The sequence below is a fragment of the Rhizomonospora bruguierae genome, assembly GCF_018397995.1.
Lineage (GTDB): Bacteria > Actinomycetota > Actinomycetes > Mycobacteriales > Micromonosporaceae > Rhizomonospora > Rhizomonospora bruguierae.
In genome coordinates, this window is sequence record NZ_BBQH01000085.1 from 1 (window position 1) to 21,699 (window position 21,699).

The 21,699-nt window shown below is 70.5% G+C and carries 19 protein-coding genes and 1 pseudogene; 10 read left to right on the plus strand and 10 right to left on the minus strand.

Annotation, left to right across the window (positions count from 1 at the left end):
* Positions 1–245 (minus strand): annotated as a pseudogene (locus KJS59_RS27635) (IS1380 family transposase); the annotation flags it as partial.
* 756 nt (positions 246–1,001) lie between these two features.
* Between KJS59_RS27635 and KJS59_RS27640 the strand changes: the two are divergent.
* The 4 genes from KJS59_RS27640 to KJS59_RS27655 are packed head-to-tail and all read left to right on the plus strand — an operon-like array spanning position 1,002 to position 4,506.
* On the plus strand, positions 1,002–1,721 hold the full coding sequence (locus KJS59_RS27640) for a FadR/GntR family transcriptional regulator (protein WP_213456356.1): 720 nt from the start codon (positions 1,002–1,004) through the stop codon (positions 1,719–1,721).
* A gap of 16 nt (positions 1,722–1,737) precedes the next feature.
* Positions 1,738–2,883 carry a galactonate dehydratase gene (gene dgoD / locus KJS59_RS27645; protein WP_213456359.1) on the plus strand — a complete coding sequence of 382 codons (1,146 nt, stop codon included), beginning with the start codon at positions 1,738–1,740 and terminating at the stop codon, positions 2,881–2,883.
* Between the two features lie 43 nt (positions 2,884–2,926).
* Positions 2,927–3,565 carry a bifunctional 4-hydroxy-2-oxoglutarate aldolase/2-dehydro-3-deoxy-phosphogluconate aldolase gene (locus KJS59_RS27650; RefSeq protein ID WP_213456361.1) on the plus strand — a complete coding sequence of 213 codons (639 nt, stop codon included), beginning with the start codon at positions 2,927–2,929 and terminating at the stop codon, positions 3,563–3,565.
* Positions 3,562–4,506, plus strand: coding sequence for a sugar kinase (locus KJS59_RS27655; protein ID WP_249714984.1), 945 nt, complete (start codon positions 3,562–3,564; stop codon positions 4,504–4,506). The genes KJS59_RS27650 and KJS59_RS27655 overlap by 4 nt, the downstream gene beginning before the upstream one ends.
* Positions 4,507–4,537: 31 nt before the next feature.
* On the opposite strand, the gene KJS59_RS27660 is transcribed toward KJS59_RS27655, so the two are convergent.
* The 3 genes from KJS59_RS27660 to KJS59_RS27670 are packed head-to-tail and all read right to left on the minus strand — an operon-like array spanning position 4,538 to position 6,868.
* Entirely contained in the window at positions 4,538–5,380 is an 843-nt protein-coding gene (locus KJS59_RS27660) for a hypothetical protein (RefSeq protein WP_249714986.1), read from the minus strand.
* Positions 5,381–5,386: 6 nt separating this feature from the next.
* Entirely contained in the window at positions 5,387–6,091 is a 705-nt protein-coding gene (locus KJS59_RS27665; protein ID WP_213456363.1) for a FadR/GntR family transcriptional regulator, read from the minus strand.
* Between the two features lie 30 nt (positions 6,092–6,121).
* Entirely contained in the window at positions 6,122–6,868 is a 747-nt protein-coding gene (locus KJS59_RS27670; RefSeq protein WP_213456365.1) for an SDR family NAD(P)-dependent oxidoreductase, read from the minus strand.
* Positions 6,869–7,151: 283 nt separating this feature from the next.
* On the opposite strand from KJS59_RS27670, the gene KJS59_RS27675 reads away from it, so the two are divergent.
* From KJS59_RS27675 to KJS59_RS27690, 4 genes are all read left to right on the plus strand, one after another.
* Positions 7,152–8,180 carry a substrate-binding domain-containing protein gene (locus KJS59_RS27675; RefSeq protein ID WP_213456367.1) on the plus strand — a complete coding sequence of 343 codons (1,029 nt, stop codon included), beginning with the start codon at positions 7,152–7,154 and terminating at the stop codon, positions 8,178–8,180.
* Between the two features lie 130 nt (positions 8,181–8,310).
* Positions 8,311–9,858, plus strand: a complete 1,548-nt coding sequence (locus KJS59_RS27680) for a sugar ABC transporter ATP-binding protein (RefSeq protein ID WP_213456369.1) — start codon at positions 8,311–8,313, stop codon at positions 9,856–9,858.
* Complete coding sequence (locus tag KJS59_RS27685) at positions 9,855–10,892, plus strand: ABC transporter permease (protein WP_249714988.1); 1,038 nt, start codon at positions 9,855–9,857, stop codon at positions 10,890–10,892. Before KJS59_RS27680 ends, KJS59_RS27685 begins: the two co-directional genes overlap by 4 nt.
* Positions 10,893–11,010: 118 nt before the next feature.
* Entirely contained in the window at positions 11,011–11,742 is a 732-nt protein-coding gene (locus KJS59_RS27690; RefSeq protein ID WP_213456370.1) for a FadR/GntR family transcriptional regulator, read from the plus strand.
* 117 nt (positions 11,743–11,859) lie between these two features.
* Here KJS59_RS27690 and KJS59_RS27695 read toward each other — a convergent pair whose 3' ends face one another.
* Complete coding sequence (locus KJS59_RS27695) at positions 11,860–12,198, minus strand: carbohydrate-binding protein (protein ID WP_213456372.1); 339 nt, start codon at positions 12,196–12,198, stop codon at positions 11,860–11,862.
* A gap of 670 nt (positions 12,199–12,868) precedes the next feature.
* On the opposite strand from KJS59_RS27695, the gene KJS59_RS27700 reads away from it, so the two are divergent.
* On the plus strand, positions 12,869–17,443 hold the full coding sequence (locus tag KJS59_RS27700; RefSeq protein WP_213456374.1) for an Ig-like domain-containing protein: 4,575 nt from the start codon (positions 12,869–12,871) through the stop codon (positions 17,441–17,443).
* A 95-nt stretch (positions 17,444–17,538) separates the two neighbouring features.
* Here KJS59_RS27700 and KJS59_RS27705 read toward each other — a convergent pair whose 3' ends face one another.
* From KJS59_RS27705 to KJS59_RS27715, 3 genes are all read right to left on the minus strand, one after another.
* Complete coding sequence (locus KJS59_RS27705) at positions 17,539–18,180, minus strand: hypothetical protein (RefSeq protein ID WP_213456376.1); 642 nt, start codon at positions 18,178–18,180, stop codon at positions 17,539–17,541.
* A gap of 11 nt (positions 18,181–18,191) precedes the next feature.
* Positions 18,192–18,398 (minus strand): sigma factor, encoded by a 207-nt coding sequence (locus KJS59_RS27710; protein WP_213456378.1) that lies wholly within the window; start codon positions 18,396–18,398, stop codon positions 18,192–18,194.
* Positions 18,399–18,628: 230 nt separating this feature from the next.
* Positions 18,629–18,895, minus strand: a complete 267-nt coding sequence (locus KJS59_RS27715) for a helix-turn-helix domain-containing protein (protein ID WP_213456380.1) — start codon at positions 18,893–18,895, stop codon at positions 18,629–18,631.
* Positions 18,896–18,968: 73 nt separating this feature from the next.
* Here KJS59_RS27715 and map point away from each other — a divergent pair, with 73 nt between their 5' ends.
* Positions 18,969–19,796: a type I methionyl aminopeptidase gene (map, locus tag KJS59_RS27720; protein ID WP_213456382.1), complete on the plus strand. Its 828-nt coding sequence runs from the start codon at positions 18,969–18,971 to the stop codon at positions 19,794–19,796.
* Positions 19,797–19,867: 71 nt separating this feature from the next.
* Here the strand turns inward: map and KJS59_RS27725 are convergent, their stop codons facing one another.
* Both KJS59_RS27725 and KJS59_RS27730 read right to left on the minus strand, forming a co-directional pair.
* Positions 19,868–20,485, minus strand: coding sequence for a TetR-like C-terminal domain-containing protein (locus KJS59_RS27725; RefSeq protein WP_249714991.1), 618 nt, complete (start codon positions 20,483–20,485; stop codon positions 19,868–19,870).
* Positions 20,478–21,311: an alpha/beta fold hydrolase gene (locus KJS59_RS27730; protein WP_213456385.1), complete on the minus strand. Its 834-nt coding sequence runs from the start codon at positions 21,309–21,311 to the stop codon at positions 20,478–20,480. Before KJS59_RS27730 ends, KJS59_RS27725 begins: the two co-directional genes overlap by 8 nt.
* Between the last annotated feature and the right edge of the window lie 388 nt (positions 21,312–21,699).

A 21,699-nucleotide genomic window follows, 5' to 3' on the forward strand; every position in this document is an offset into this window, starting at 1 on the left:
AGGGTGGCGTCCAGGTCGATGACCACCCACCCGGCTAGCAGCCTGCCCGCCACACTCAGCCACGGGAAACCGTCCGGCCAGCGCGCGAGCAACTCCCAGACCCGGGCGCGGACCTTCGCCCTGACCTTGGCGATCCGGCCCAGCCCCGCCGTGTCCAGCTCCGCGAGGGTCCGGCGGACGGTCGCCTCCGACGGCGGCTCCCCGAACACCCCGATCTGATGCGCGAGCAGGCTGACATCGGACATACTCGACGCGCCCAGCACGATCGCGGTCGCCAGACAGACCAGGACCGTGCCCCTGATCCCACCAGCCCGGACCCTTACCCCTGGGCAGCACCGCGTTCAATGCCCCGGTCAACCCGGTCCGGTCCGCGCACCGCCGCAGCAACACCGCGCCTGCGTGACCGACCAGACCTTTACCACCCGCGGCCACCTGCAGCCGCTGATCCCACCCGCTACCCTTACTCACCGGAAAGGTGCACCCGATTCTGCTGTGGACTTGATCTCGACACTCAAATCCTTGCAGGTAGGGTGCATCTTTCCTTCATCGCCCTCGATGAAGCGAATTCCCCTCTGAACGGGGGAGGTCGACCGTCTCCCACCATCTCGGCATCCTGCTGCGTCTGGGGGCAGGCGACGCCACATTCGATCCTTCGGCCGGCGCGGCCACACGGGCGGGTTCGGCTCGCCGGTCCCGCTGGCGGAGTCCGCCTGGCACATCGGCGCGCCCGGCGGCCAGCGGCGGGACTCGACGGCTGCGGCTGGGCGAGAGAAACATCGATGGATAGATGTAGTAATAAAAAATGCTTACATGTACAGTAGGCTGGTGGCCTGCCACGAACCAGCGAGAGGAGCGGTGCGGATGCGAGCCGGTGCTGCCAGCAACGACGGGTGCGCCGTGCGGGTGAGCCCGGGCAACCGTAGCCGCCCGCGGGATCGGCGCGGCGCGGACGGATCGACGGGCCTTGCCGGGACCGTCATTCATGACCGACGCTACTCCGCGTGAACGCGCAAGGACGAACCGGCGCTTATCGTGGACGTGGCCTGCACGGCGCCGTGGTCGAGGAACTCGGCTGCCGCATCGCCGCCGGTGAGCTGGCCGAGGGTCAGACCATCGAGCTGCCCCAATTGGAGACCGAGCTGGATGTCAGCCGCACTGTGCTACGCGAGGCGCTGCGCGTCCTGAAGGAGAAGGGTCTCATCGACGCGCGGCAGAAACGCGGCACCTACGTGCAGCCGCGCGCCCGGTGGCGACTGCTTGACCCCGACGTCATCCGGTGGCAGTTCCAGGGGCGTGAGGACAGGCAGTTCCTCAACGACCTCGCCGAGGTCCGCACCATCATCGAACCGGCCAGTGCCCGGCTGGCGGCGCTGCGCCGGACCGAGGACGACCTGGCCGCCATGACCCGGGCGCTTGCGGCGATGTCCGTCGCGGCGCGCGGGGACGCGGATCCGGTCGAGGCGGACCTCGCGTTCCACCGGGCACTGCTGGCCGCCACGCACAACGAGCTACTCGTGCGTATGGAGGTCGTCCTGCAGGCGGGTCTGGCCGCCCGCGACCGGCTTGTTCACGGTGTGGTGCAGGACGATGACCCCACTCCGGCGCACGCCGCGGTACTCGACGCGATCGGCGACGGCGACCCCGACGCGGCCGCGGCCGCCACGGCCGCGTTGCTCGCCAAGTCAATCAGCGATCTCGACCGTATCCGCTCCGACACCTAGGCCGAACAGGACCCCCATGAAAATCACCTCCGTCGAGACGTTCCTGGTACCGCCCCGGTGGCTGTTCTGCCGGATCGGGACCGACGAGGGACTTGTCGGCTGGGGCGAGCCGATCGTCGAGGGCCGGGCGGCGACCGTGCGCGCGGCCGTCGGCGAACTGTCGGAGCTGCTCGTCGGCACCGACCCGCTGCGCATCGAAGACCACTGGCAGGTACTGACCAAGGGTGCCTTTTACCGGGGCGGCCCCATCCTGTCCAGCGCGGTGGCCGGCATCGACCAGGCGCTGTGGGACATCGCCGGCAAGGCGCGCGACGCGCCGGTCCACGAACTGCTCGGTGGCCCGGTACGCGAGCGGGCCCGCGTCTACTCGTGGGTGGGCGGCGACGAACCGGCCGAGATCGAAGACGCGGTGCGGGCACAGGTCGAGGCCGGATTTACCGCGGTGAAGATGAACGGGTGCGGGCGGCTGCCGACGCTCGCGTCACCGGCGGAGGTCGACGCGGTGGTGCGCCGGGTGGCCGCCGCGCGCGAGGTTCTCGGCCCGCACCGTGATCTCGCCGTCGACTTCCACGGCCGGGTCAGCCTGGCCAACGCCCGCCGCATCCTGCCCCTGCTCGAACCCTTGGCACCGATGTTCGTGGAGGAGCCGCTACTGCCCGACGAGCAGCACCTGCTGCCACAGGTGCTGTCCGCGTCGACCGTGCCGATCGCCACCGGCGAACGCCTGTACTCGCGGTGGGATTTCCGGCCGGTGTTCGAGCACGGTATCGCCGTGGCACAACCGGACCTCAGCCACGCCGGTGGCATCTCCGAGGTACGGCGCATCGGCGCCATGGCGGAGGTGCACGGGGTCGCCCTGGCCCCGCACTGTCCACTCGGGCCGATCGCGCTCGCGGCCAGTTTGCAGATCGCCTTCTCGACGCCCAACTTCCTGATCCAGGAGCAGAGCCTGGGCATCCACTACAACACCGGCAACGAGCTGCTGGACTACCTGGTCGATCCGTCCATCTTCGAATTCGTCGACGGGCAGGTGCGCCGGCCGCGGCGTCCGGGGCTCGGCATCGAGGTCGACGAGGAGGCCGTGCGGCGCGCCGACGAGCGTGGCCATGCCTGGCGCTCACCGGTGTGGCGCCACGACGACGGCTCCTTCGCCGAATGGTGACCACCGTGCCCACCGATTACGACCGCGACCCGGGAGCCGTCCGATGGACCTTTTGACGCAGTTGCGCCGCCACCGCCTACTCGCCGTTGTCCGCGGCGCGGACCCGGCGGCGGCGTTGGCCAGCATCCACGTGCTCGCTGACGAGGGCATCCCACTGGCGGAGGTATCGCTCACCGGCACCGACGCGTTGGCCGTGGTGTCCCGGGCCCGTGCCGAACTCGGGGACCGGATCATTCTCGGCGTGGGCACCGTCGTGTCCGCCGCCGACGCGCAGGCCGCCGCGAACGCCGGCGCAGCCTACCTCGTCACGCCATGCGTCAGCGCGGGCGCGGCGGAGGCGGCCAACCTTGGCCTGCCGGTGGTGGTCGGCGCGTTGACCCCGACCGAGGTGGCCACCGCCGTCGATCTGGGGGCGGCGGCCGTGAAGCTGTTCCCCGCCGAGCTGGGCGGCCCGGCCTACCTGCGGGCACTGCGCGCCCCGTTCCCCAAGGTGCCCTTCGTGCCGTTCGGTGGTGTGCACGCGGCTGCCGCCCGTACCTACCTGGAGGGTGGGGCCGTCGCGGTGGGGGTCGGCTCCCCGCTGCTCGGCGACGCACCCGACGGTGGCGGCCTTGATGAGCTGCGCGCCCGCGCCCGGGGCCTGCTCGCGGCGCTGCCCCCGCTTCCCGAGAGCCGACCGTGAGCGTCGACCTGCTCGCCATCGGTGAGACGATGGCATCCCTGCGCGCCGCGTCGCTGCTGCGCCTCGGCGGTCAGCTCGCCCTCTCGATCGCCGGCGCCGAATCCAACGTCGCCATCGGCGTGGCCCGCCTCGGGCATTCCACCCGGTGGGTCGGTCGCGTCGGCGGCGATGAGCTCGGCCAGCTCGTCCTGCGGACGCTGCGCGCCGAGCGCGTCGACGTCGAACACGTCACGGTGACGCCGGACGCCCTCACCGGGATGCTGCTGTTCGAACGGGGGCCCGGCGGGGCGACCCGAGTCCACTATCGACGGCAGGGCAGCGCGGCCAGCCGCCTCGCCCCCCACGACATCGACACGGCCCTACGGGACGGCATGCGCGTGCTGCACGTCACCGGCATCACGCCGGCCCTCGGCGACGCGCCCGCACAGGCGGTCCGGCATGCCGTCGAGGCGGCCCGCACGGCCGGTGCCACCGTCTGCCTGGACGTCAACTTCCGGGCCAAGTTGTGGGGTCCCGTCGCTGCCCGCCGGTCCTTGCGTCCGCTGCTCACCCACGTCGACGTGCTGGTGGCGTCCGAGGACGAACTGCCGTTGGTATCCGACGGATCGCACGAGGCGGCCCGCGTCGAAGCACTGCTTGCCGGGGGGATTGCCGAGGTCGTCGTCAAGCGTGGCCGGCACGGCGCGTCGGTCTACACAATCGACGGTCGAATCGACCGGCCGGCCGTACCGGTCCCGGTGGTCGACACCGTCGGCGCCGGTGACGCCTTCACCGCGGGCTACCTCTCCGGTCTGCTCGACGGGTTGGACCCGGCGGATCGGATAGAGCGGGCCGGCACCGTCGCGGCCGCCGCCGTCGCCGCGCTCGGCGACTGGGAAGGGCTGCCGACGCGAAGCGAACTCGGCCACATCGGCCACGCGTCGCAGGAGGCCATCAGATGATGAGCGGTATGCGCCCTGGTACGCCTCGGCGTCAATCCGCGCGGTGGGCGGTGAGGGTGAGCCGCCAGGTGACCGCTCCGCCCGACGGGACCTCGGCGGCGTCACCGGGGCCGGCCCCGGCCAGGTCGAAGACCCGGCCGAGCATGGGTTCCACGCCGATGCTGCGGTAGGGCTCGGCGCTGGGCCAGCCGCGCAGGTTCCGCCAGAGCGCGGTGGAACGGGGCTGGTCGTCGCATTCGAGGTGCAGGGTGAGCCGGTCGGTGCCGTCAGCCACCCGCACCCGGGGACAGTCGAGCAGCACCGCCCCGACCGCGGTGCCGTCGTCGGGTCCGAGCCGGTCCAGCGGCAGCCCGGCCGGCGAAGGCCACGACGCGGGCAGCCACCGGCCGTCCGGCGGCCACTGATCAGGGGAGGGCAGCGCACCAGCCTCCGGGTACAGCCGGACCGGGATGCCGGCGGGTGCCTCCAGCCGGGCAGCGGGGGAGAGGTCGAGCAGGGCGTGCGCCGCCCACAGGAACCGGTACCCCGGGTCGGCCTGGAGCCGGTAGTCGGCAACCACCACGCCGGAGTCGTCGGTGAGGCGGCGGGTCAGGGTGAAGTCCGGACGCTCGATGGTGGCGGTGCACGCGTCGGAGCTACGCCACCGCCGGGACCAGACCTCCCCGTGGTCGGGCCGGCCCCGCACCGTCGGCAGGCACTCCTCCAGACCGCCCGCGTCAACGAACGGGTCACCGGGGCGTGCCTCGTTCCGGCGGGTGCCCGGCCGCCGCCACAGCCACTCCCGGCCGCCACCGGACAGCGTCGTCCACCGACCACCGTGGACGTCGTCGGAGCCGACGCGAAGCGGCACCCGGTCCTCAGCGGCCGTGCGCACCACGCGTCATCCGTTCTTTCCCCTGATCTTCTTGACGTCCCGCACGGCCTTGTCCAGCAATCCCCGCATCGCGGTCTCGGCGGCTGCGGCGTCCTTCGCCTGGATCGCCTCCACCACCGCCCGGTGGCTCGGTACCGGGTCGTCGTGCGGCTCGCCGCCGTGTACCAGGCGGTCGCGTTCGGCCCGGCCGGTCTCCATGACCACCTCCATGCGCTCCAGCAACTCGTTGTGCGTGGCGGCCAGCAGCGCGCGATGGAAGTTCAGGTCGGCGGCGACGGCGGCGGCGGGACTGCCGTCCACGGCCGCCATCTCGTCCAGCGCGCCGACCAGCGCGGCCAGGTCCTCCTCGCTCGCCCGGCTGGCCGCCAGCCGGGCGGCGGCCGGCTCGACGATGCTGCGCACCTCGTGCAACTGGTCGAGCAGCCGCGGATCGGCGCCCTCGGCGAACTGCCAGCGGATCACGTCAGCGTCGAGGAGGTTCCAGTCCGCGCGGGGCCGCACGAACGTGCCGCGCTTCTGCCGGGCGTCCACGATGCCCTTGGCGGAGAGCACCTTCAGCGCCTCCCGCAGCACGGTGAGGCTGACGTCGAGTTCCGCCTGCAACGCGGTGAGATCCACCGTCGCCCCGGGGGCGATCTCCCCGGCGAGGATGCGGCGTGCGATGACCTCGACGACCTGCCCGTGCAGCCCGCGGCGCGCGTACGTTGCCAATGAGCACCTTCTCGCTCGTCGGTATCGATGTCAGGCCGAGGCCTTGACCGCGGTCCAGCCGCCGTCGACCACCAGGCTCGCGCCGGTGATGTAGCCGGCGTCCGGCGAGGTGAGGAAGGCCACGGCGGCGGCCACCTCGTCCGGGGTGCCGAAGCGTTTCGCCACCGTGCCCGCGACGCTCCGCTGTCGGTCTACTTCGGACACACCGGCCCAGGCGTCGGTGAGGATCGGCCCCGGCAACACGGTGTTCACCCGGACCCGCGGTCCGTACTCGACGGCCAGTTGACGGCCGAGCGAGACCAGGCCGCCCTTGGCCGCGGCGTAGGCGGGCCGGCCGGGCAGGCCCACCAGCGCGTGCACCGACGACACCAGCACCACCGAGCCGTGGCCGGCGCGCAGATCGTCCAGGCAGGCCCGTACCCCGAGAAAGGTGCCGGTGAGGCTGACCGCGAGCTGGTGGTCCCAGGAATCGCGGCTGGTTTCGTGGGCGGGGGCCACCTCGACCGCGTAGGCGTTGCTGACCAGGATGTCGACCGGCCCGAACGCGCGATGCACCGCCGCCACGGCGGCCGCCCAGCTTGCCTCATCGGCAACGTCGGCGATCGCGGGGAGGGCCCGCGCGCCGGTGGCGGCCAGTTCGTCGGCCAGTGGGGCGCAGTCGCGCACGTCCACCAGGCAGACGGCCGCGCCGTCGGCCGCCAGCCGTCGCGCGGTGGCCGCCCCGATGCCGCCGAACGCGCCGGTGACCAGCGCGGTCTTGCCTTCCAGTCGTCGCATGTGCCGTGCCCGCCGCGTCGAAGATCTACTTATTAATTACCAAAACATCTTGGCAGCGGTGGGCGCCGGATGCAACGGTCAGGACGCGGATCCGGTCCCCGGGCTCGTCGCGCGGCGACCGGGAGCGCCGCGCGCACCCTCCGATGCGTGAGGTCGTTGCTGGACGGTCGGCGGCCCGCTTGCGTAACGAATGCGTTACGAGGCTGTCGCGAGGCTCGCTAGATAAATATGATAATACTATATTTGCTTGTCTCAGCGAACCTCCCGAAAGGAAAAGCGCGACATGGCGAAATCGCGACACGGCGCCGCTCGCGCCATGGCGGCCCTCATCATCGGGTCGCTCGGCCTCACGGCATGCTCGTCCGGCCAGGAAGCCACGGACAACCCGGATGTGGGCGGGCAGAAGACCGGCCCGATCACCATCGCCTACCTGCAGAAGCAGGGCGACCAGCAGTACTTCGTGGACGAGGCCGCGGGTGCCACCGACGCCGCCAAGGAACTCGGCGAGGTCAAGGTCTCCGTGGTCAACCTCGGTCTGGACTCGAACAAGGCCATCAGCGAGCTGGACGCGGCCATCGCCCGCGGTGTCGACGGCATCGCCATCGTCGCACCCGATCAGCAGATCGGTCCCCAGGTCATCGACAAGGCGAAGCAGGCCGGCATCCCGTTGGTGGCCTCCGACGACAGCCTCAAGGACGGATCGGGGGCCGAGGCGCCGTTCGTGGGCTTCGACGGCCCGTCCATGGGCCAGGAGGTCGGCAAGAAGGCCGGCGAACTGTACAAGCAGGCCGGCTGGACGGCCGCGGACACCCGCATCATCGCGGCCTGGAAGCAGGACCTCACCGTGTGCACCGACCGGGTGAACGGGGCCAAGGGGGCCTTCACGGAGGCCGCCGGCGGCGACGTTCCGCAGATCATCGAGGTCGGCACCGACAACACTCCCACCGGTGCCCAGGACAAGGCCGGTGCGGTCATCACCGCCAACCAGAACGTCAAGCACTGGGTGGTCTGGGGATGCAACGACGAGAACGTCACCGGCGTCGTGACCGCGCTGCAGAACTCCGGCAAGAAGCCGGCCGACATCATCGGTGTGGGCCTGGGCGCGTACCTGAGCTGCAAGGACTGGAAGGCCGGGCAGCAGACCGGTAACCGGGCCGCGCTGTTCATCGACGGCCGCGAGGTCGGTGCGAGCGCGATCAGGGCGCTGGTCGAATCGATCCGCAGCGGGAATCCGTTGCCCGCCAAGAGCGTCGCCAAGACCACCATGGTCGACGCGACCAACTGGGAGCAGGCCGGGCTGGCGTGCACCTGACGTGCCACCCTCGAACGAACGAAGCACCGCTGCCGGGCTCGGGGGGCCCGGCAGCGGCGGCCAGCACAAGCCCGGCCGGGCGACAACAGCCTGACCTGCCCTGGACGTCCCGCAACCCGTGCGAGGAGCCATGACCACTCCTGCGACAGCACCGCCAGCCGCTGAGGCACTGTGCGTCGAAGCGCTGAGCAAACGCTTCGCCGGCGTGCGGGCGCTCCACGATGTGCACATCGACGTGCGGGCCGGCGAGGTCCTGGCCCTGATGGGCGAGAACGGCGCCGGCAAGTCCACCCTGCTCAAGATCCTCAGCGGCGACTACCAGCCGGACTCGGGGCGGCTGGTCCTCGAGGGCGAGCCCGTCGTGTTCCGCACGCCGGCCGAGGCGCACCGGGCCGGCGTTCGAATCATCTACCAGGAACCGGAAATCGTCCCGCACGTCTCCGTCGCCGAAAACGTCTACATCGGAGCGCTTCCGCGCCGGCGCGGGCGCCTGCTGGACCGCGGGGCGCTGCACGCGCGCGTCCAGGCAGATCTTGAACGTTACGGCTTCGCGCAGGTGCTGCGCCCGGACACCCTGGGCGGCCGGCTGTCCGCCGCGCAGCGGCAACTGGTGGAGATCCTGCGCGCGCTGACCGGCAACGTGCGGGTCATCGCGTTCGACGAGCCGACGTCGTCGCTGTCCGAGCACGAGGTCGACGCGCTCTTCGCGCTCATCCGGCGGCTACGCGACGACGGCGTGGCCATCATCTACGTCTCGCACCGGATGAAGGAGATCTTCCGGATCGCCGACCGGGTCGCCGTGCTCCGCGACGGCCGCCTCGTCGGGCAGCGCGCCGTGGCCGAAACGTCGGAGGACGAACTGGTCCGGATGATGGTCGGACGGGACCTGTCCGCCATGTTCCGCCGCCGGCACACCGGCGCGGCCCGCGACCGCAGCATGCTGTCCGTGCGGAGCCTCACCACCGACGACGTCACCGACATCAGCTTCGACGTCCGGGCCGGCGAGGTGCTCGGCCTCACCGGCCTGGTCGGCGCCGGCAGATCCGAACTGGTCCGCGCCGTGGTGGGAGACCTACCCATCCGCTCCGGTCGGGTCCTCGTCGACGGCGAGCCCGTACGACTGCGCTCCCCACGGGACGCGGTGCGCGTCGGTATCGGTCTGGCCCCGGAAGAGCGCAAGGCCGACGCCCTCATCCTCGAACGGACCGTCCGCGACAACGTCTCTCTCGCGGTGCTGAGCCGGCTCTCCCGCTTCCGCATCGTGCGACGCGGGCGCGAGCGGGACCTGGTCAACCGCTACGTCCGGCAGTTGGACGTGCGCACACCCTCCGTCGAGCAGGAGGTACGCCGGCTCTCCGGCGGCAACCAGCAGAAGGTCGTCCTGGCGCGGTGGCTGGCCCGCCGGCCGAAGGTCCTGATTCTTGACGAGCCGACCCGGGGAATCGACGTCGGGGCGAAGGCCGAGATCTACTCCCTCATCGACGAACTCGCCGCCGAGGGCATCGCCGTGCTGGTCATCTCGTCCGAGCTGCCCGAGATCCTCGGCCTGGCCGACCGCATCATCGTGATGCAGCACGGCCGCATCACCGGCGAACTCACCCACGACGACGCGACCGAGGAACGGATCCTCGCGCTGGCCATGGCCGATCAGCTGACATCCGAAGGAGTTATCCGGTGAGCCAGACCGCCGACCGCATCGCCTCCTCCCCGGCGCCGGACAGCCCCACCCGCGGTTTATCCCTGCGCCGCGCGCTCGACTTCGTCGGCGTGCAGAACGTCAGCCTCCTCATCGCCCTCGGCATCCTCGTCACGATCATCGGGACGCAGGACCCGGTGTTCTTCCAGACCGCGAACATCAAGACGATCGGTACCGCGGTGGCCATCTCCGGCCTGCTCGCCGTGGCGCAGACGGTCGTCATCGTCCTGGGTGCGCTGGACATCTCGGTCGGGTCCCAGGCCGGGCTCGCGTCGGTCGTCTCGGCGATGGCGTTCACCGCCACCTCGGGCAACGCGGCGCTGGGCATCGCCGCCGCGCTGGCGCTGGGGCTCTGCTGCGGCCTCGTCAACGGCGTGGTGATCGTCTTCGGTCGGGTCAACCCCGTCATCGCCACCCTCGCCACGCTGGCGGCGTTCAAGGGCGTGGCGCAGCTGGTCAGCAACGGCCGGGCCCAGGGATACACCGGAGCCGACCCGGTGTTCATCTTCCTCTCCCGCGGCAGCATCGCGGGAATCCCGACCCTTATCTGGGTGTTCGTGCTCGCCGCCGCCGCCGTCCACGTGATGCTCAAGTACACCGACCTCGGGCGCAACATCTACGCGATCGGTGGCAACGACAACGCCGCGCGGCTGTCCGGGATCAACATCAACCGGTACATCCTCGGGGTCTACGCCATGACCGGCCTCATCGCCGCCCTGGCCGGCATTCTCATCACCGCGCGTACCGGGTCCGGCCAGCCGGTGTCCGGCAGCGAGGGCCTCGAACTCGAGGCCATCACCGCCGCGGCGCTCGGCGGGTGCGCGCTCAAGGGCGGCAAGGGAGCCGTCAGCGGGACGATCCTGGCCGTCCTGCTCCTGGGTGTCCTCACCAACGGCATGACCCTGCTGGGTATCAACCCCTTCTGGCAGAACGTCGCCAAGGGCACCCTGCTCGTCGTCGCCGTCGTCATCCAGCAGGTGCGAAGCGGCGAGCGCCGCGTGGGCCTGCCCACGTGACGTTGCCCGCGGTGTGCCAGACGACGGGTATCCATCACACCGCCGTACGATCTGAGGGCAACGCGCACGGGGCGGTGGACGGCGGTCCGGGAGCTCGGTCCCGGTGAAGGAGACGCGGGTGAACACCATCCGGCGACCACGGCGGGGGCGCGGTCTGCACGGCTGGCTGGTCGAGGAGCTTGGCCAGATGCTCGTCAATGGCGGACCCGATGCGGCCGGCGTGCTGGACCCGATCGACATCGGCGACCGGTACGGCGTGTCCCGCAGCGTCGTTCGGGAGGCGCTGCGCGTGTTGGAGGCCAAGGGCCTGGTCACGTCTCGGCCCAATGTGGGAACCCGACTGCGTCCCTTTCCCGAATGGAACCTGTTCGACCAGCAGGTCATCGAGTGGCGCGTACACGGCCCGCAGGCACACGAACAGATGCGGGACCTGTTGGAGGTGCGCACCGCGGTCGAACCGTTCGCTGCCCGCCTCGCCGCGGGGCGGATCAACAGCAGGAAGAAGGAGGCGCTCGAATCCGCGTGCGCGGCGCTGGTGGCCGCGTTCGAGGCGCACGACCTGGGGGCCTTCACCCGGGCCGACATCGAATTGCACTCCGCCCTGCTGGCGGCGAGCGACAACGCCATGATCGCCCAACTCGCCGGGGTGGTGGCCGAGGCGCTCCGGGCCAGGGAGGAGTTGCTGCTGAGCCCGGACACCCTGGCGGCCCGCGCGGTGCACCTGCATGTCGAACTCGTTCGGGCCGTGGTCGCGGGGGACGCGCTCAGCTCGGACGCCCGGATGCGCGACATGCTCGACGAGGTCAGCCACGACCTGGCGGAAAGCCCCGCCGGTAAGGGCACCGAGTAAGCCGCCACCGGCTTGCGGTTGGCTCCATATTCGCAGGCGGCGAATATCTGGCCTCGCGCGGATCGGCCCGGCGCTTTTTGTGCGCGCCGGGCCCATCCGCAGGGTGTGCCTTTCAGGTCAGCCGTTGCAGGTGTCGGTCTTGACCCAGGGGCCGTTCTTGTCGCCCGGCTCCTGGTTGCGGGTCCACCATTGGGCGGTCCAGCGGATTCCATCGTGTACGGCGGTCTGTCCGGTGAGGTAGATGCCCGAGTCGGTCCACGTCCGGGCGGTCGCTTCGGTCGAGCAGCGTATGGTGGCGCCGATTTCGGCCCAGGCCAGCCAGGGTGAGGAGGTCGGCACCTGGTTCTGGGTCCACCATTGGGCCTCGAACAGCCGGTTTTGGTACAGGACCCGGTCACCCTCCTGTCTTGCTGGTAGCCGAAGACCTGGACGTTCGGCATCGATGACCCTCGCCACGAGGTGAAGCCCGCTCCCTCGCCCTCCTGTCGCAATGGTCAGTCGAAGGGGTCTGCTTGTCGGGGGCCGTGGGCCTTGGGTCGGGGCGGGCTCCGGCCGGCCTGTCTGTCTGGCCGCGTCGATCTGGCGGCGCGCGCGGCGACTGCTCGCCGCGTCGGCGCCAGCGGCGGCAAGGCGGCATATCGCCCCGCTAGAGGGCTCATCATGGATAGTCAAGAGCTTGTATGTCAATAGTATTTGCATATTTTATGTGTAGCTGGAGGTCCACCGGGGGGCGCGGCGTGCGCGTCGACCCCGTTCCTCGGTTAGCCCGGTCCTCTGTGGCCGTGCGACCGCCGCCGTCCGCGACTCGCACGGCGGAGGGGGTCCGGCTGACCGGGGCGTCTCGGTGGTCCGGCCGGGTAGGACACGTCTGGCCAGGCATCCGAGATCGTCCCAACGGTCAAGCTAGTAATTAATTATAATTAAATCTTGACTGGCTCGCGCCGCGCCTTCAGGATGTGGGGCAGCCAGGCCGTGTGCCTCCGGCCCGCGACCTGGCCCTGACCACGTACAGCGGAGAGGGCCGGCCCCGCCCCGCTGGCTTTGCACGGCTCTGTCCAGAACGCAGGGAGCTGCGATGAGTCAATCCGGCATGCGTCGGCTTGCGCCAAGAATCCTTTCCGTCACAATGTCGGCCGCGCTCGCGGCGTCCGTCGTCGGCATCGCCGGCCAACCCGCGCTGGCCGCCTCCGGTAGCACCACCGACATCGCCCAGGCGATGGAGAACCGCAAGAACGTCGAGTACGGCGGCGCCGACTGGCGCGACTTCGGTACCACGCGGACATTCACCCGCGTGGAGCTGTCCGCACCCGACCCGCGGACGCCGTCGCTGGAGTACTACAACTGGGACGCCCAGGCGTGGGCGCCACTCTGGACCGCAGAGCAGGCATTCTCCGGCACCAAGACGGTGATCCTGGACCAGCCGCGGCAGGCCAGCAAGATCCGGGTCGTGCCGGACACGGTGCGGATTACCGGGGTCTTCAACGACAGCCCGATCTCGGCAACCACCAGCGTCGACATCACCACCACGGTGGGGGTTCCGCCGACGCTGCCGGCGCACCTCAACGTCAAGCAGGGCAACGGCGGCCGACTGCTGCTCCCGGTCAGCTGGCAGGCGGTGCCGCAGACCCGGTACGAGGCCCCCGGCGGCTACACCGTCACCGGCACCTACTCCGACGGTGGCGTCTCCGGCACGGCGACCGCCACCATCGCGGTCACCAAGGACAAGGGCCTCATCGAGCTCGCCACCCCGTACATGGGCTGGAACCACTGGTACGCCCTGCGGTTCGACGCGACCGCCGCCACCTTCAAGGCGCAGGTGGAGGCGATGGAGAAGAGCGGCCTGACCGATGCCGGGTACGACATCATCTGGATCGATGAGGGCTGGTGGGGTAACACCGACAACAAGACCTACCGCGACGCCGACGGCAACATGGTGCCGGGCCCGAAGTTCGGCGACCCCGGGGCGCTGGCCGACTGGCTGCACGCCCGCGGGCTGAAGTTCGGGATGTACACCGACACCGGTTCGGGCAGCTGCGGCGGCTACTTCGGCTCCGGCGGCGACAACTGGTTCGAGAACTACCGCAAGGACGTGCGGCAGTTCAAGGCCTGGGGCGTCGACGCGATCAAGCTGGACCACTGTGGTGGGCACAACGACGCCGGCCCCTACACCGACACCAACGCGGAGGTGTACGCGGGCTTCTATCAGGCGCTGCGGGCCGAGGACCCGGAGGGCACGATCATCTTCGACACCTGCGAGGCGGGTCAGGAGGCGCCCGGCGACTGGGCGTACAAGATCGCAAACGCCTGGCGGACCGACGGGGACCTCGGTGTGCCCGCACTGGACGACAAGTTCTTCGAGATCTGGGAACGCAACATCAACCGGCAGGCGTCCGGCCCGGGGGAGAAGGGCTGGAACGATCCGGACTATCTCACGATCGACGCCCCCGGCAACGTGATGACGCCGGAGCAGTTCCGTACGTACTTCACGCTGTGGGCGATCTCGGCCGCGCCGCTGATCCTGTCCCAGGACGTGACCAAGCTCAAGCCGCAGAACATCGCCACCCTGACCAATAAGGACATGCTCGCCATCGACCAGGACCCCCTGGGCGTGCAGCCGAGTCTGATCCGCCGGGACGCGAACGGCTTGCAGGTCTGGTCGAAGCCGCTGGCGGCCAAGAACGGCAAGACGCGCGCGGCGGTGACGTTGTTGAACCGCTCCTCCGCCCCGGCCACGTTCGGCTTCCGCTGGGCGGAGGCGGGCCTGAAGAACGTCAGCAAGGTGCACAACGTCTGGGAGAACACCGACGAACCGACCGGTGACGACTATCAGGGTGTGGTCTTCCCGGGCGAGGTCACGGTGGTGGTGGCCGAAGGCGAGGCAACCGACCCGGCCGCCGGCTGGCCCACAATCAACTACGCCCCGCAGTCGCTGATCGTGGCGCCGTCCGGCTCCAACCAGTTCCAGCGGTCGCAGGCCGCGGCCGACTACCGCACGGACACCTACTGGCGACCCAACTTCAACGACCTCGACGGCTCACAATGGATCCAAGCCGACTTCGGCCGGCCCCTGCCGGTCGGCGAGGTCGACATGGTGATGCAGACCAACTTCACCGCCACATCCCAGGTCGAATACTGGGACGGCAAGACGTGGCAGGTCGCGGCCACCGCCGCGTCGCTGAGCGGCACCACCGTCTTCCAGATCGACCCGCCGGTCACCACCACCAAGGTGCGCTGGCGCGCACCCGGTGGCGGCAACCCCCAGGTCAAGGAATTCGAGATCTACCCGCCGGCCAAGAACAACGGCTCGTACGCGAACCTAAGCAAGCCCGTCGCCACACCGAACCCGAACCTGGCGCAGCGGGGCGACGTGCAGTGTTTCGCCTCTTCCGACCGGCCGAACTACGGCTGTGACAAGCTCACCGACGGCATCGTCCAAAAGGGGACCGACCAGGCGGCGGTGACCGGTCCTGGGCGCTGGAACTCCGGCGTCGTGGGCAACAACGAGTACATCGGACTCACCTGGGGCACGCCGGTCCAGGCCGGGGTGGACAAGACGTTACGGCTGTTCTACGGCTCCTGGTGGCACCGCGAGACCCGTTCCGTGGTGGAGTACCGGGCCTCGGAATCCGACGACTGGACGCGGTTGGCGGTGGTCGCGGCGACGCCAGCCGCTGGCGAGGTGCAGGCGCAGGACGTCATGGACTTCGACCTCACCGGCAAGACGGTCAAGCAGGTGCGGGTCAGGTTCACCGAGGTTGTCGCCACCACCGACGGGCCGTGGAGCGGCGCCGCCTACCCGACGTTCTGGGAGATCGAGCTCAACACCACCGCCCAGGGGCCGGTGCCGCTGGTCACCCGGATCACCCCGGTGCAGACCAAGGCCGGGCGGGCACCGGCGATGCCGACCAGGGTCGACGCGCGGTTCTCCGATGGCGAGTGGGCGAAGGCGCCGGTCACCTGGGACGCCATCGACCCGGCGAACTACGCGCGGGCCGGCGAGTTCTTCGCCACCGGCACGGTCGCCGGCACCACGGTGCCGGCGAAGGCCAGGGTGACCGTGCTGAAGCGGCTGTCCACACTGGAGGAGTTGGGCAAGCTCTACGACGCCAACAAGGGCAGGGCGAAGGCGGACTACGCCGCCGGCGGGTGGCCGGCCTTCGCCGAGGCCCTGGCCGGCGCCAAACGGGTGCTGTCGGCCGATCCGGCGCCCGGGCAGTCCGCCATCGTGGCGGCCGGGATCGCGCTGGAGGACGCCGTCGACGCCCTCGCCTACATCAGGGACCTGAAGGAACTGGTCGCTGACGTGGGCTCGCTGGACGCCGGGGACTTCCTGCCCGGGGCCTGGCCGGCCTTCGCCGCGGCGCTGGCCACCGCCCGGTCCGTGCTGGCCAACGCCGACGCCACCACGGTCGAGGTGGACGAGGCGTACGAGGAGTTGCTGACCGCCGCCGACGGGTTGCGGGTGCCCAACCTGGCGGTGGCGCCGCGGGCGACCGCTTCCGCCTCGTCGATCTACAACAGCACCTACGACGCGCCGAAGATCAATGATGGTGACGACACCACCCGCTGGAACGCCACCTCGGCGCAGGGCAACGGCGGCTGGGCCCGGCTGGACTGGGCCGAGCCCGTCGCCGCGAACTGGGCCACCATCGTGCTCTACCAGTGGTCCGGGCGTGCCGAGCTGGCCCACGTGCAGTACCTCAGCGGCGAGGAGTGGAAGACGCTGGCCACTTTCGCCAACAACCCGACCGAGGGGCAGTACCAGTCCCAGGACGTGGTGCAGCTGCCGCTGGGCAATATCGAGTTCTCCAGCCTGCGGGTCATCTACGAGAAGGCCGTGTCCGCCGGCGGCGGCCCCAGCCCGTCCATCTGGGAATTCGAGGTGTACGACTGGCCGGTGCTGAGCGTGCAGCCGGTGCGGCTCGCCACCACGGCTGGCACCGCGGCCACCCTGCCCGCGACGGTGCCCGCCAAGCTGGCCAACCGGCAGACCGCCCCAGCACACGTCACCTGGGACCCGATTCCGGCCGAGAAGTGGCTCGTGCCGGGAACCTTCGAGGCGACCGGGACAATCCCAGGCACCAACCTGCGGGCAACCGCAGAAATCACGGTCAAGCCACTCACCCCGGCCACGGCACCATCCATCACCGGCACCGCCGAGGTCACCGGGCTGCTAACCGCCAACCCCGGCACATGGAAACTCGACGGGCTGACCTTCGACTACCAATGGAATATGGACGGAAAGCCGATCAACGGCGCCACCTCAGCCGACCTACCGGTAACCGCCACACTGGCCGGCAAGCCCGTCACCGTCACCGTCACCGCGACCAAGACCGGACACACGCTCGGTTCGGCAACATCCGAACCGGTCACGGTGAGGGCCGTTCCAGTATGGAACGCCACGAAGGTGTACCAGGAGGGTGACCGGGTCCTGTACCAAAACCGGCTGTTCGAGGCCCAATGGTGGACCCAGAACCAGGTGCCGACCTCCTCACCCTGGCTGGCCTGGGCCGAAATCGGCGCCACCATACGCTGCTCGACCGAAGCGACCGCCCGGACGTGGACCGACTCGGGCATCTACCTCACCGGACAGACCGCCGTACACGATGGAATCCGCTGGACCGCCCAATGGTGGACCCGCAACCAGGAGCCGGGCGACAAGAACGGCCCCTGGGTCAAGACCGACACCTGCAACGGCTGACCTGAAAGGCACACCCTGCGGATGGGCCCGGCGCGCACAAAAAGCGCCGGGCCCATCAGGCCGCCGGTCGAACCGCCACCGGCGGCGGTAGCAGGTCAGCCCCTGCCGTTGCGGACGGCCGGCGCGATGCGCACCTGGCCGAGCCACGGCCCGGTGGCGTACCGGGCGGTGAAGGTCACCGTCACGGTCTGACCGTCGGCGAACCTTCGCAGCCCGCCGAAGCAGTGGTGGCCGTCGTCGGTGATGTCGCAGGAAGGACCACCGCCGGCGCCGCGATAGTCGTAGACCTCGCGGGTCGCCACGGGTACGCCGTCAATCTCGATCCCGTAGATCCCCGACGTCGTGGTCGCCACCGAAAGCGCCAGTTTGGAGCCGTAGCGCCAGACCATCGTCGCGGTCATCCGCTGCTCAGGGTCAGCTGGGTCGCTGTGGACCACCTGGCCACCGGGATCGGTGCCAATCGCGTCGGGCATCGGTTCCTTGAGCTTGTCCGGCCGGGGAGGCATCGGGTACTCCGTGAACGGAACCCGTTCGGCAACCGCGAAGAACACCGTGCCCTGCTTCGGCACGGCGGCCTTGCGGGCCATCTCCTGGGCGCCGGTGACCCGGTAGGCGATCGTGGCCTTCTCCCCGACGACCAGCGCCTCCCCGAGCGGGTTCTGACCCGTCTCGTAGGCGTCCTGATGCAGATCCGCGACGCAGTTCAGCGACGCGTGAGGCGTTCCGCGTGCCGCCACCGCAGCCGCCACTACGACAGGTAGCTGTTGACCAGCACCCGGCGGACGTATGCCTCAGGATCCGCCTCGATCCAGCTCCAGGCGCCCCAGGCACGCACCAGGGCCGTTTGCAGCAGATCCTCTGCGTACGCCCAGTCGCGGGTCAGCAGGTACGCCGTACGCAGCAGTCGATGTGACCGTTGCCGCACGAACTCAGCGAACGACTCGTCCGTTGCCACCGGCTCTCCTCGGGTTGGGGACGCCGTTTGATACCTGCGCGGACCCGCGGATGGTTGCACGCGTCGCGCCGCCGATACTGAGGCTTCGGGGCATGCGTGGTAGCCGTGTGTTCTGCCTGCGCTGTCCGCCCCAGCCCGCCGACGGCGCGTCAGGTCAGTTGGGGCCGTGGGTTACCCGATCAATGGGGCGGGCGTTGCCCGATGCGCCAGCAGTCGAGGGAAGTTGGCTTCTAGGATGCCTGGTGCATGGGCATGTCGGCCAGCCAGACATCGGCCAGGTAGCCGAGGGGAACATCGAGGGCCTGGCTGAGGCAGACCACGGTGCCGAAGGCCGGTGCGGGAAGGCGGCCCGCCTCGATCTTGCGCAGCGTCTCGGGGGAGATGCCGGCCGCCAGGGCCACCTCGACGAGGCCGCGGCCGGCCCGCGCGGCCCGGAGGGCGGCTCCGAGGCGCTGGCCCGCGGCGATCTGGTCGGCGGTGAGTGGTTGGCGAACCATGCCAGCAGGATATCCCTCCGGAGCGCCGCCGCATGGTGGTATAAAAATACCGCACACGGAGAGGGAGGCTGTCGTGATCGAGCTCAAGTCCGCCGAGGAGATCAGCCGGATGGCGGTGGCCGGCCAGTTCGTCGGCGAGCTGCTCGCCGAGCTGAGCGGGGTCGCCGCGGTCGGCGTCAACCTGATGGACCTCGAACACCACGCCCGCCGCCGGATCAAGGAACGCGGTGCCGAGTCCTGCTACTGGGACTACGCCCCCTCGTTCGGCCGCGGCCCGTTCCGCAATGTGCTGTGCCTGTCGGTCAACGACGCGGTGCTGCACGGCCTGCCGCACGACTACGTTTTGCGGGACGGCGACCTGCTCAGCATCGACATGGCGGTCGGCATCGACGGCTGGGCCGCCGACTCCGCGCTGTCCGTCATCGTCGGCACCCCCGACCCGGCCGACCTGAAGCTGATCGAGGCCACCGAGGTCGCCCTGGCGGCCGCCATCACCGCCGCCCAGCCCGGCGGCCGCCTCGGCGACGTCTCCGCCGCGATCGGCGAGGTCGCCCGCTCCTACGGGTACGGCGTCAACCGCGAGTTCGGCGGCCACGGCATCGGGCGCACCATGCACGAGGCCCCGCACGTCGCCAACAACGGCCGCCCCGGCCGCGGCATGAAACTCGAGCCCGGCCTCACCATCGCCATCGAGCCCTGGTTCTGCCGCTCCACCGACAAAATCACGTTCGACAAGGACGGCTGGACGATCCGCTCCGCCGACGGCTCCCGCACCGCTCACTCCGAGCATACGGTCGCCGTCACGCCTTCCGGCCCCCAGATCCTGACCCGCCGCCCCGCTGATGGCGCCACCTCGGCCGATCCCGCCGCTGTCCGCGTACCCGGCAACGAGGTCGCCTGAGCGGCGGTCGTGGGGCCGGCCCGGAGCGTCCGGTTAACGGGGGTGCGGGCATCGCTAGCCGGGCGGAGCGCTCAACGCTGGCCTTCCTCGTGGCCCGCATGATGTTCCCGGCGGTGAGGGGTCGCGGCGGTGACGGTCAGGCCGCGATCGACGAAGCCGATCAGCCACTCGAAGCTCTCGCCGACGTCGGTGTCCAGCTCGAAGCCGCCGGCGGCCTCGAGCACCGCGAAGCCGTGGAACAGGCTCCGTAGCAGTCGCAGCGCGTGCACCGTGTCGGCCGGATCGAGCCGGTATCCGGCCAGCACCGCGGACAGGGAGTCGAGCACCCGGGCTCCGGCCGCCACGATCGGACCGCCCGGCCCGTCAGCGTCGATGCGGATCGTGGCGGCGTACCGCCCCGGGTGCTCGACCACGTAGGTCGGGATCGTGCGCGCCGCGGCCGCGAGCGCCTCCCGCCCGGAACGCCCCTGGAGCGCGGCCCGCAGCGCGTCGTCCAGTTCGGTGAGGGCCAGCACCGCGATCCGCCGGTTGAGGTCGGCCTGGCCGTCGACGTGCTTGTAGAGCGACGGCGCGCGCACCCCGAGCCGCTTGGCCAGCAGGCCCATCGTCACGTTGGCGAGCCCGACCTCGTCCGCGAGGCCGGCGGCGGCGGCGACCACCGCCGCCGGGTCGAGCCCGGTCCTAGGCACGGGCGTTCGCCTTGAGGAACGGCAGCAGCAGCGCCACGGTCTCGTCGGGGAACTGGGTCTGCGGGTAGTGACCCGCGCCCTCGATCACCTCGAGCTTGCCGAGCCCGGCCGGCATCGCCGCCACGATCGCCTCGCCCTCGGCGCGCGGGTCGGCCCAGTCCGGGTCGAGAGAGCCCTCGACGATCAGCGCGGGGCAGCGGACGTTGCCGAGCTGTGCCCCGGCGTCGATCGGCGCGGACCGGCCCATACGCTGCATCGCCTTCATCCGGCCGGGCTCGCCGAGCATGGCTCCCACGCGCCGCAACTGCTCGGCCCAGTCGGCCGGCTTGCGGCCCGGGAAGGCGATGTCGAGGTACCGTCGCCACCACTTCACGCTGCCCAGGGCGGCGGTCATCAGCAGCCGGGCCAGGCCGGTGCGGTGGCGCTTCACCCGCAGGTCGCCGAGGCGGATCGACTGCTTGCGGGTGAACGGCACGAGTTCGACGATGCCCTCGATCAGGTCGGGCGCCTGAGCCGCGGCGATGGTGACCGCGCCGCCCGAGAACGAGTGCCCCACCAGCACGGCCGGGCCGCCGAGGTGCCGCACCAGCGCGATGAGGTCCCCCGCAACGTCGGTGCGGGTGTAGGACGGCCAGGTGGCACTCGACTCGCCGCAGCCCCGCAGGTCGACGGCGGCCACCCGATAGCCGGCCGCGACCAGTTGGGGCACGACGAAGCGGTAGGACGCGCGGCTGTCGCCCATGCCGTGCGCCAGGACGACCAGCGGGCCGGCGCCGGTGACCTCGTACGCGATCGTGCCGTCGCCGACGGTGAGGAACTCGGACATGTCAACCTCCGGGGCTTGGCTAATGCTATTAGCTATAGGCTAATGACATTAGCTGGGCCCGTCAACATGTGCCGGCGAGCCCCACTCCCACGCTCCGCCAGCGACCGCCCGCCACGCCGGTCGAGCGCCGTCCGGCTCGATCCGGTGACACCGCCGCGCCGAGAGCGTGGGGGAGAGGTGGGCGGGAAGGCGCCGCAACCGGCGTGATCCGGTATGCGGTTCGGGGCGCCGCCGGGTCGACGATTGCGGCGGGTGTGCGCTGCCGCAGCGGGGACACGCGCCGCCGCCACGATGGTGCGTAGCGATGAACAACGCGCCGACGCGGGATCGTCTCGGCGGTCATCAGCGTTGCGGCGGGCAGCTACCTGCCGAAGGCCCTCGACCCCCG

Coding starts and splice junctions, on each gene's coding strand:
- KJS59_RS27700 (WP_213456374.1), top strand. CDS start 12,869: ATGTCGGCCGCGCTCGCGGCGTCCGTCGTCGGCATCGCCGGCCAACCC.
- KJS59_RS27680 (WP_213456369.1), top strand. CDS start 8,311: ATGACCACTCCTGCGACAGCACCGCCAGCCGCTGAGGCACTGTGCGTC.
- KJS59_RS27715 (WP_213456380.1), bottom strand. CDS start 18,895: ATGGTTCGCCAACCACTCACCGCCGACCAGATCGCCGCGGGCCAGCGC.
- KJS59_RS27670 (WP_213456365.1), bottom strand. CDS start 6,868: ATGCGACGACTGGAAGGCAAGACCGCGCTGGTCACCGGCGCGTTCGGC.
- KJS59_RS27675 (WP_213456367.1), top strand. CDS start 7,152: ATGGCGAAATCGCGACACGGCGCCGCTCGCGCCATGGCGGCCCTCATC.
- KJS59_RS27650 (WP_213456361.1), top strand. CDS start 2,927: ATGGACCTTTTGACGCAGTTGCGCCGCCACCGCCTACTCGCCGTTGTC.
- KJS59_RS27730 (WP_213456385.1), bottom strand. CDS start 21,311: ATGTCCGAGTTCCTCACCGTCGGCGACGGCACGATCGCGTACGAGGTC.
- dgoD (WP_213456359.1), top strand. CDS start 1,738: ATGAAAATCACCTCCGTCGAGACGTTCCTGGTACCGCCCCGGTGGCTG.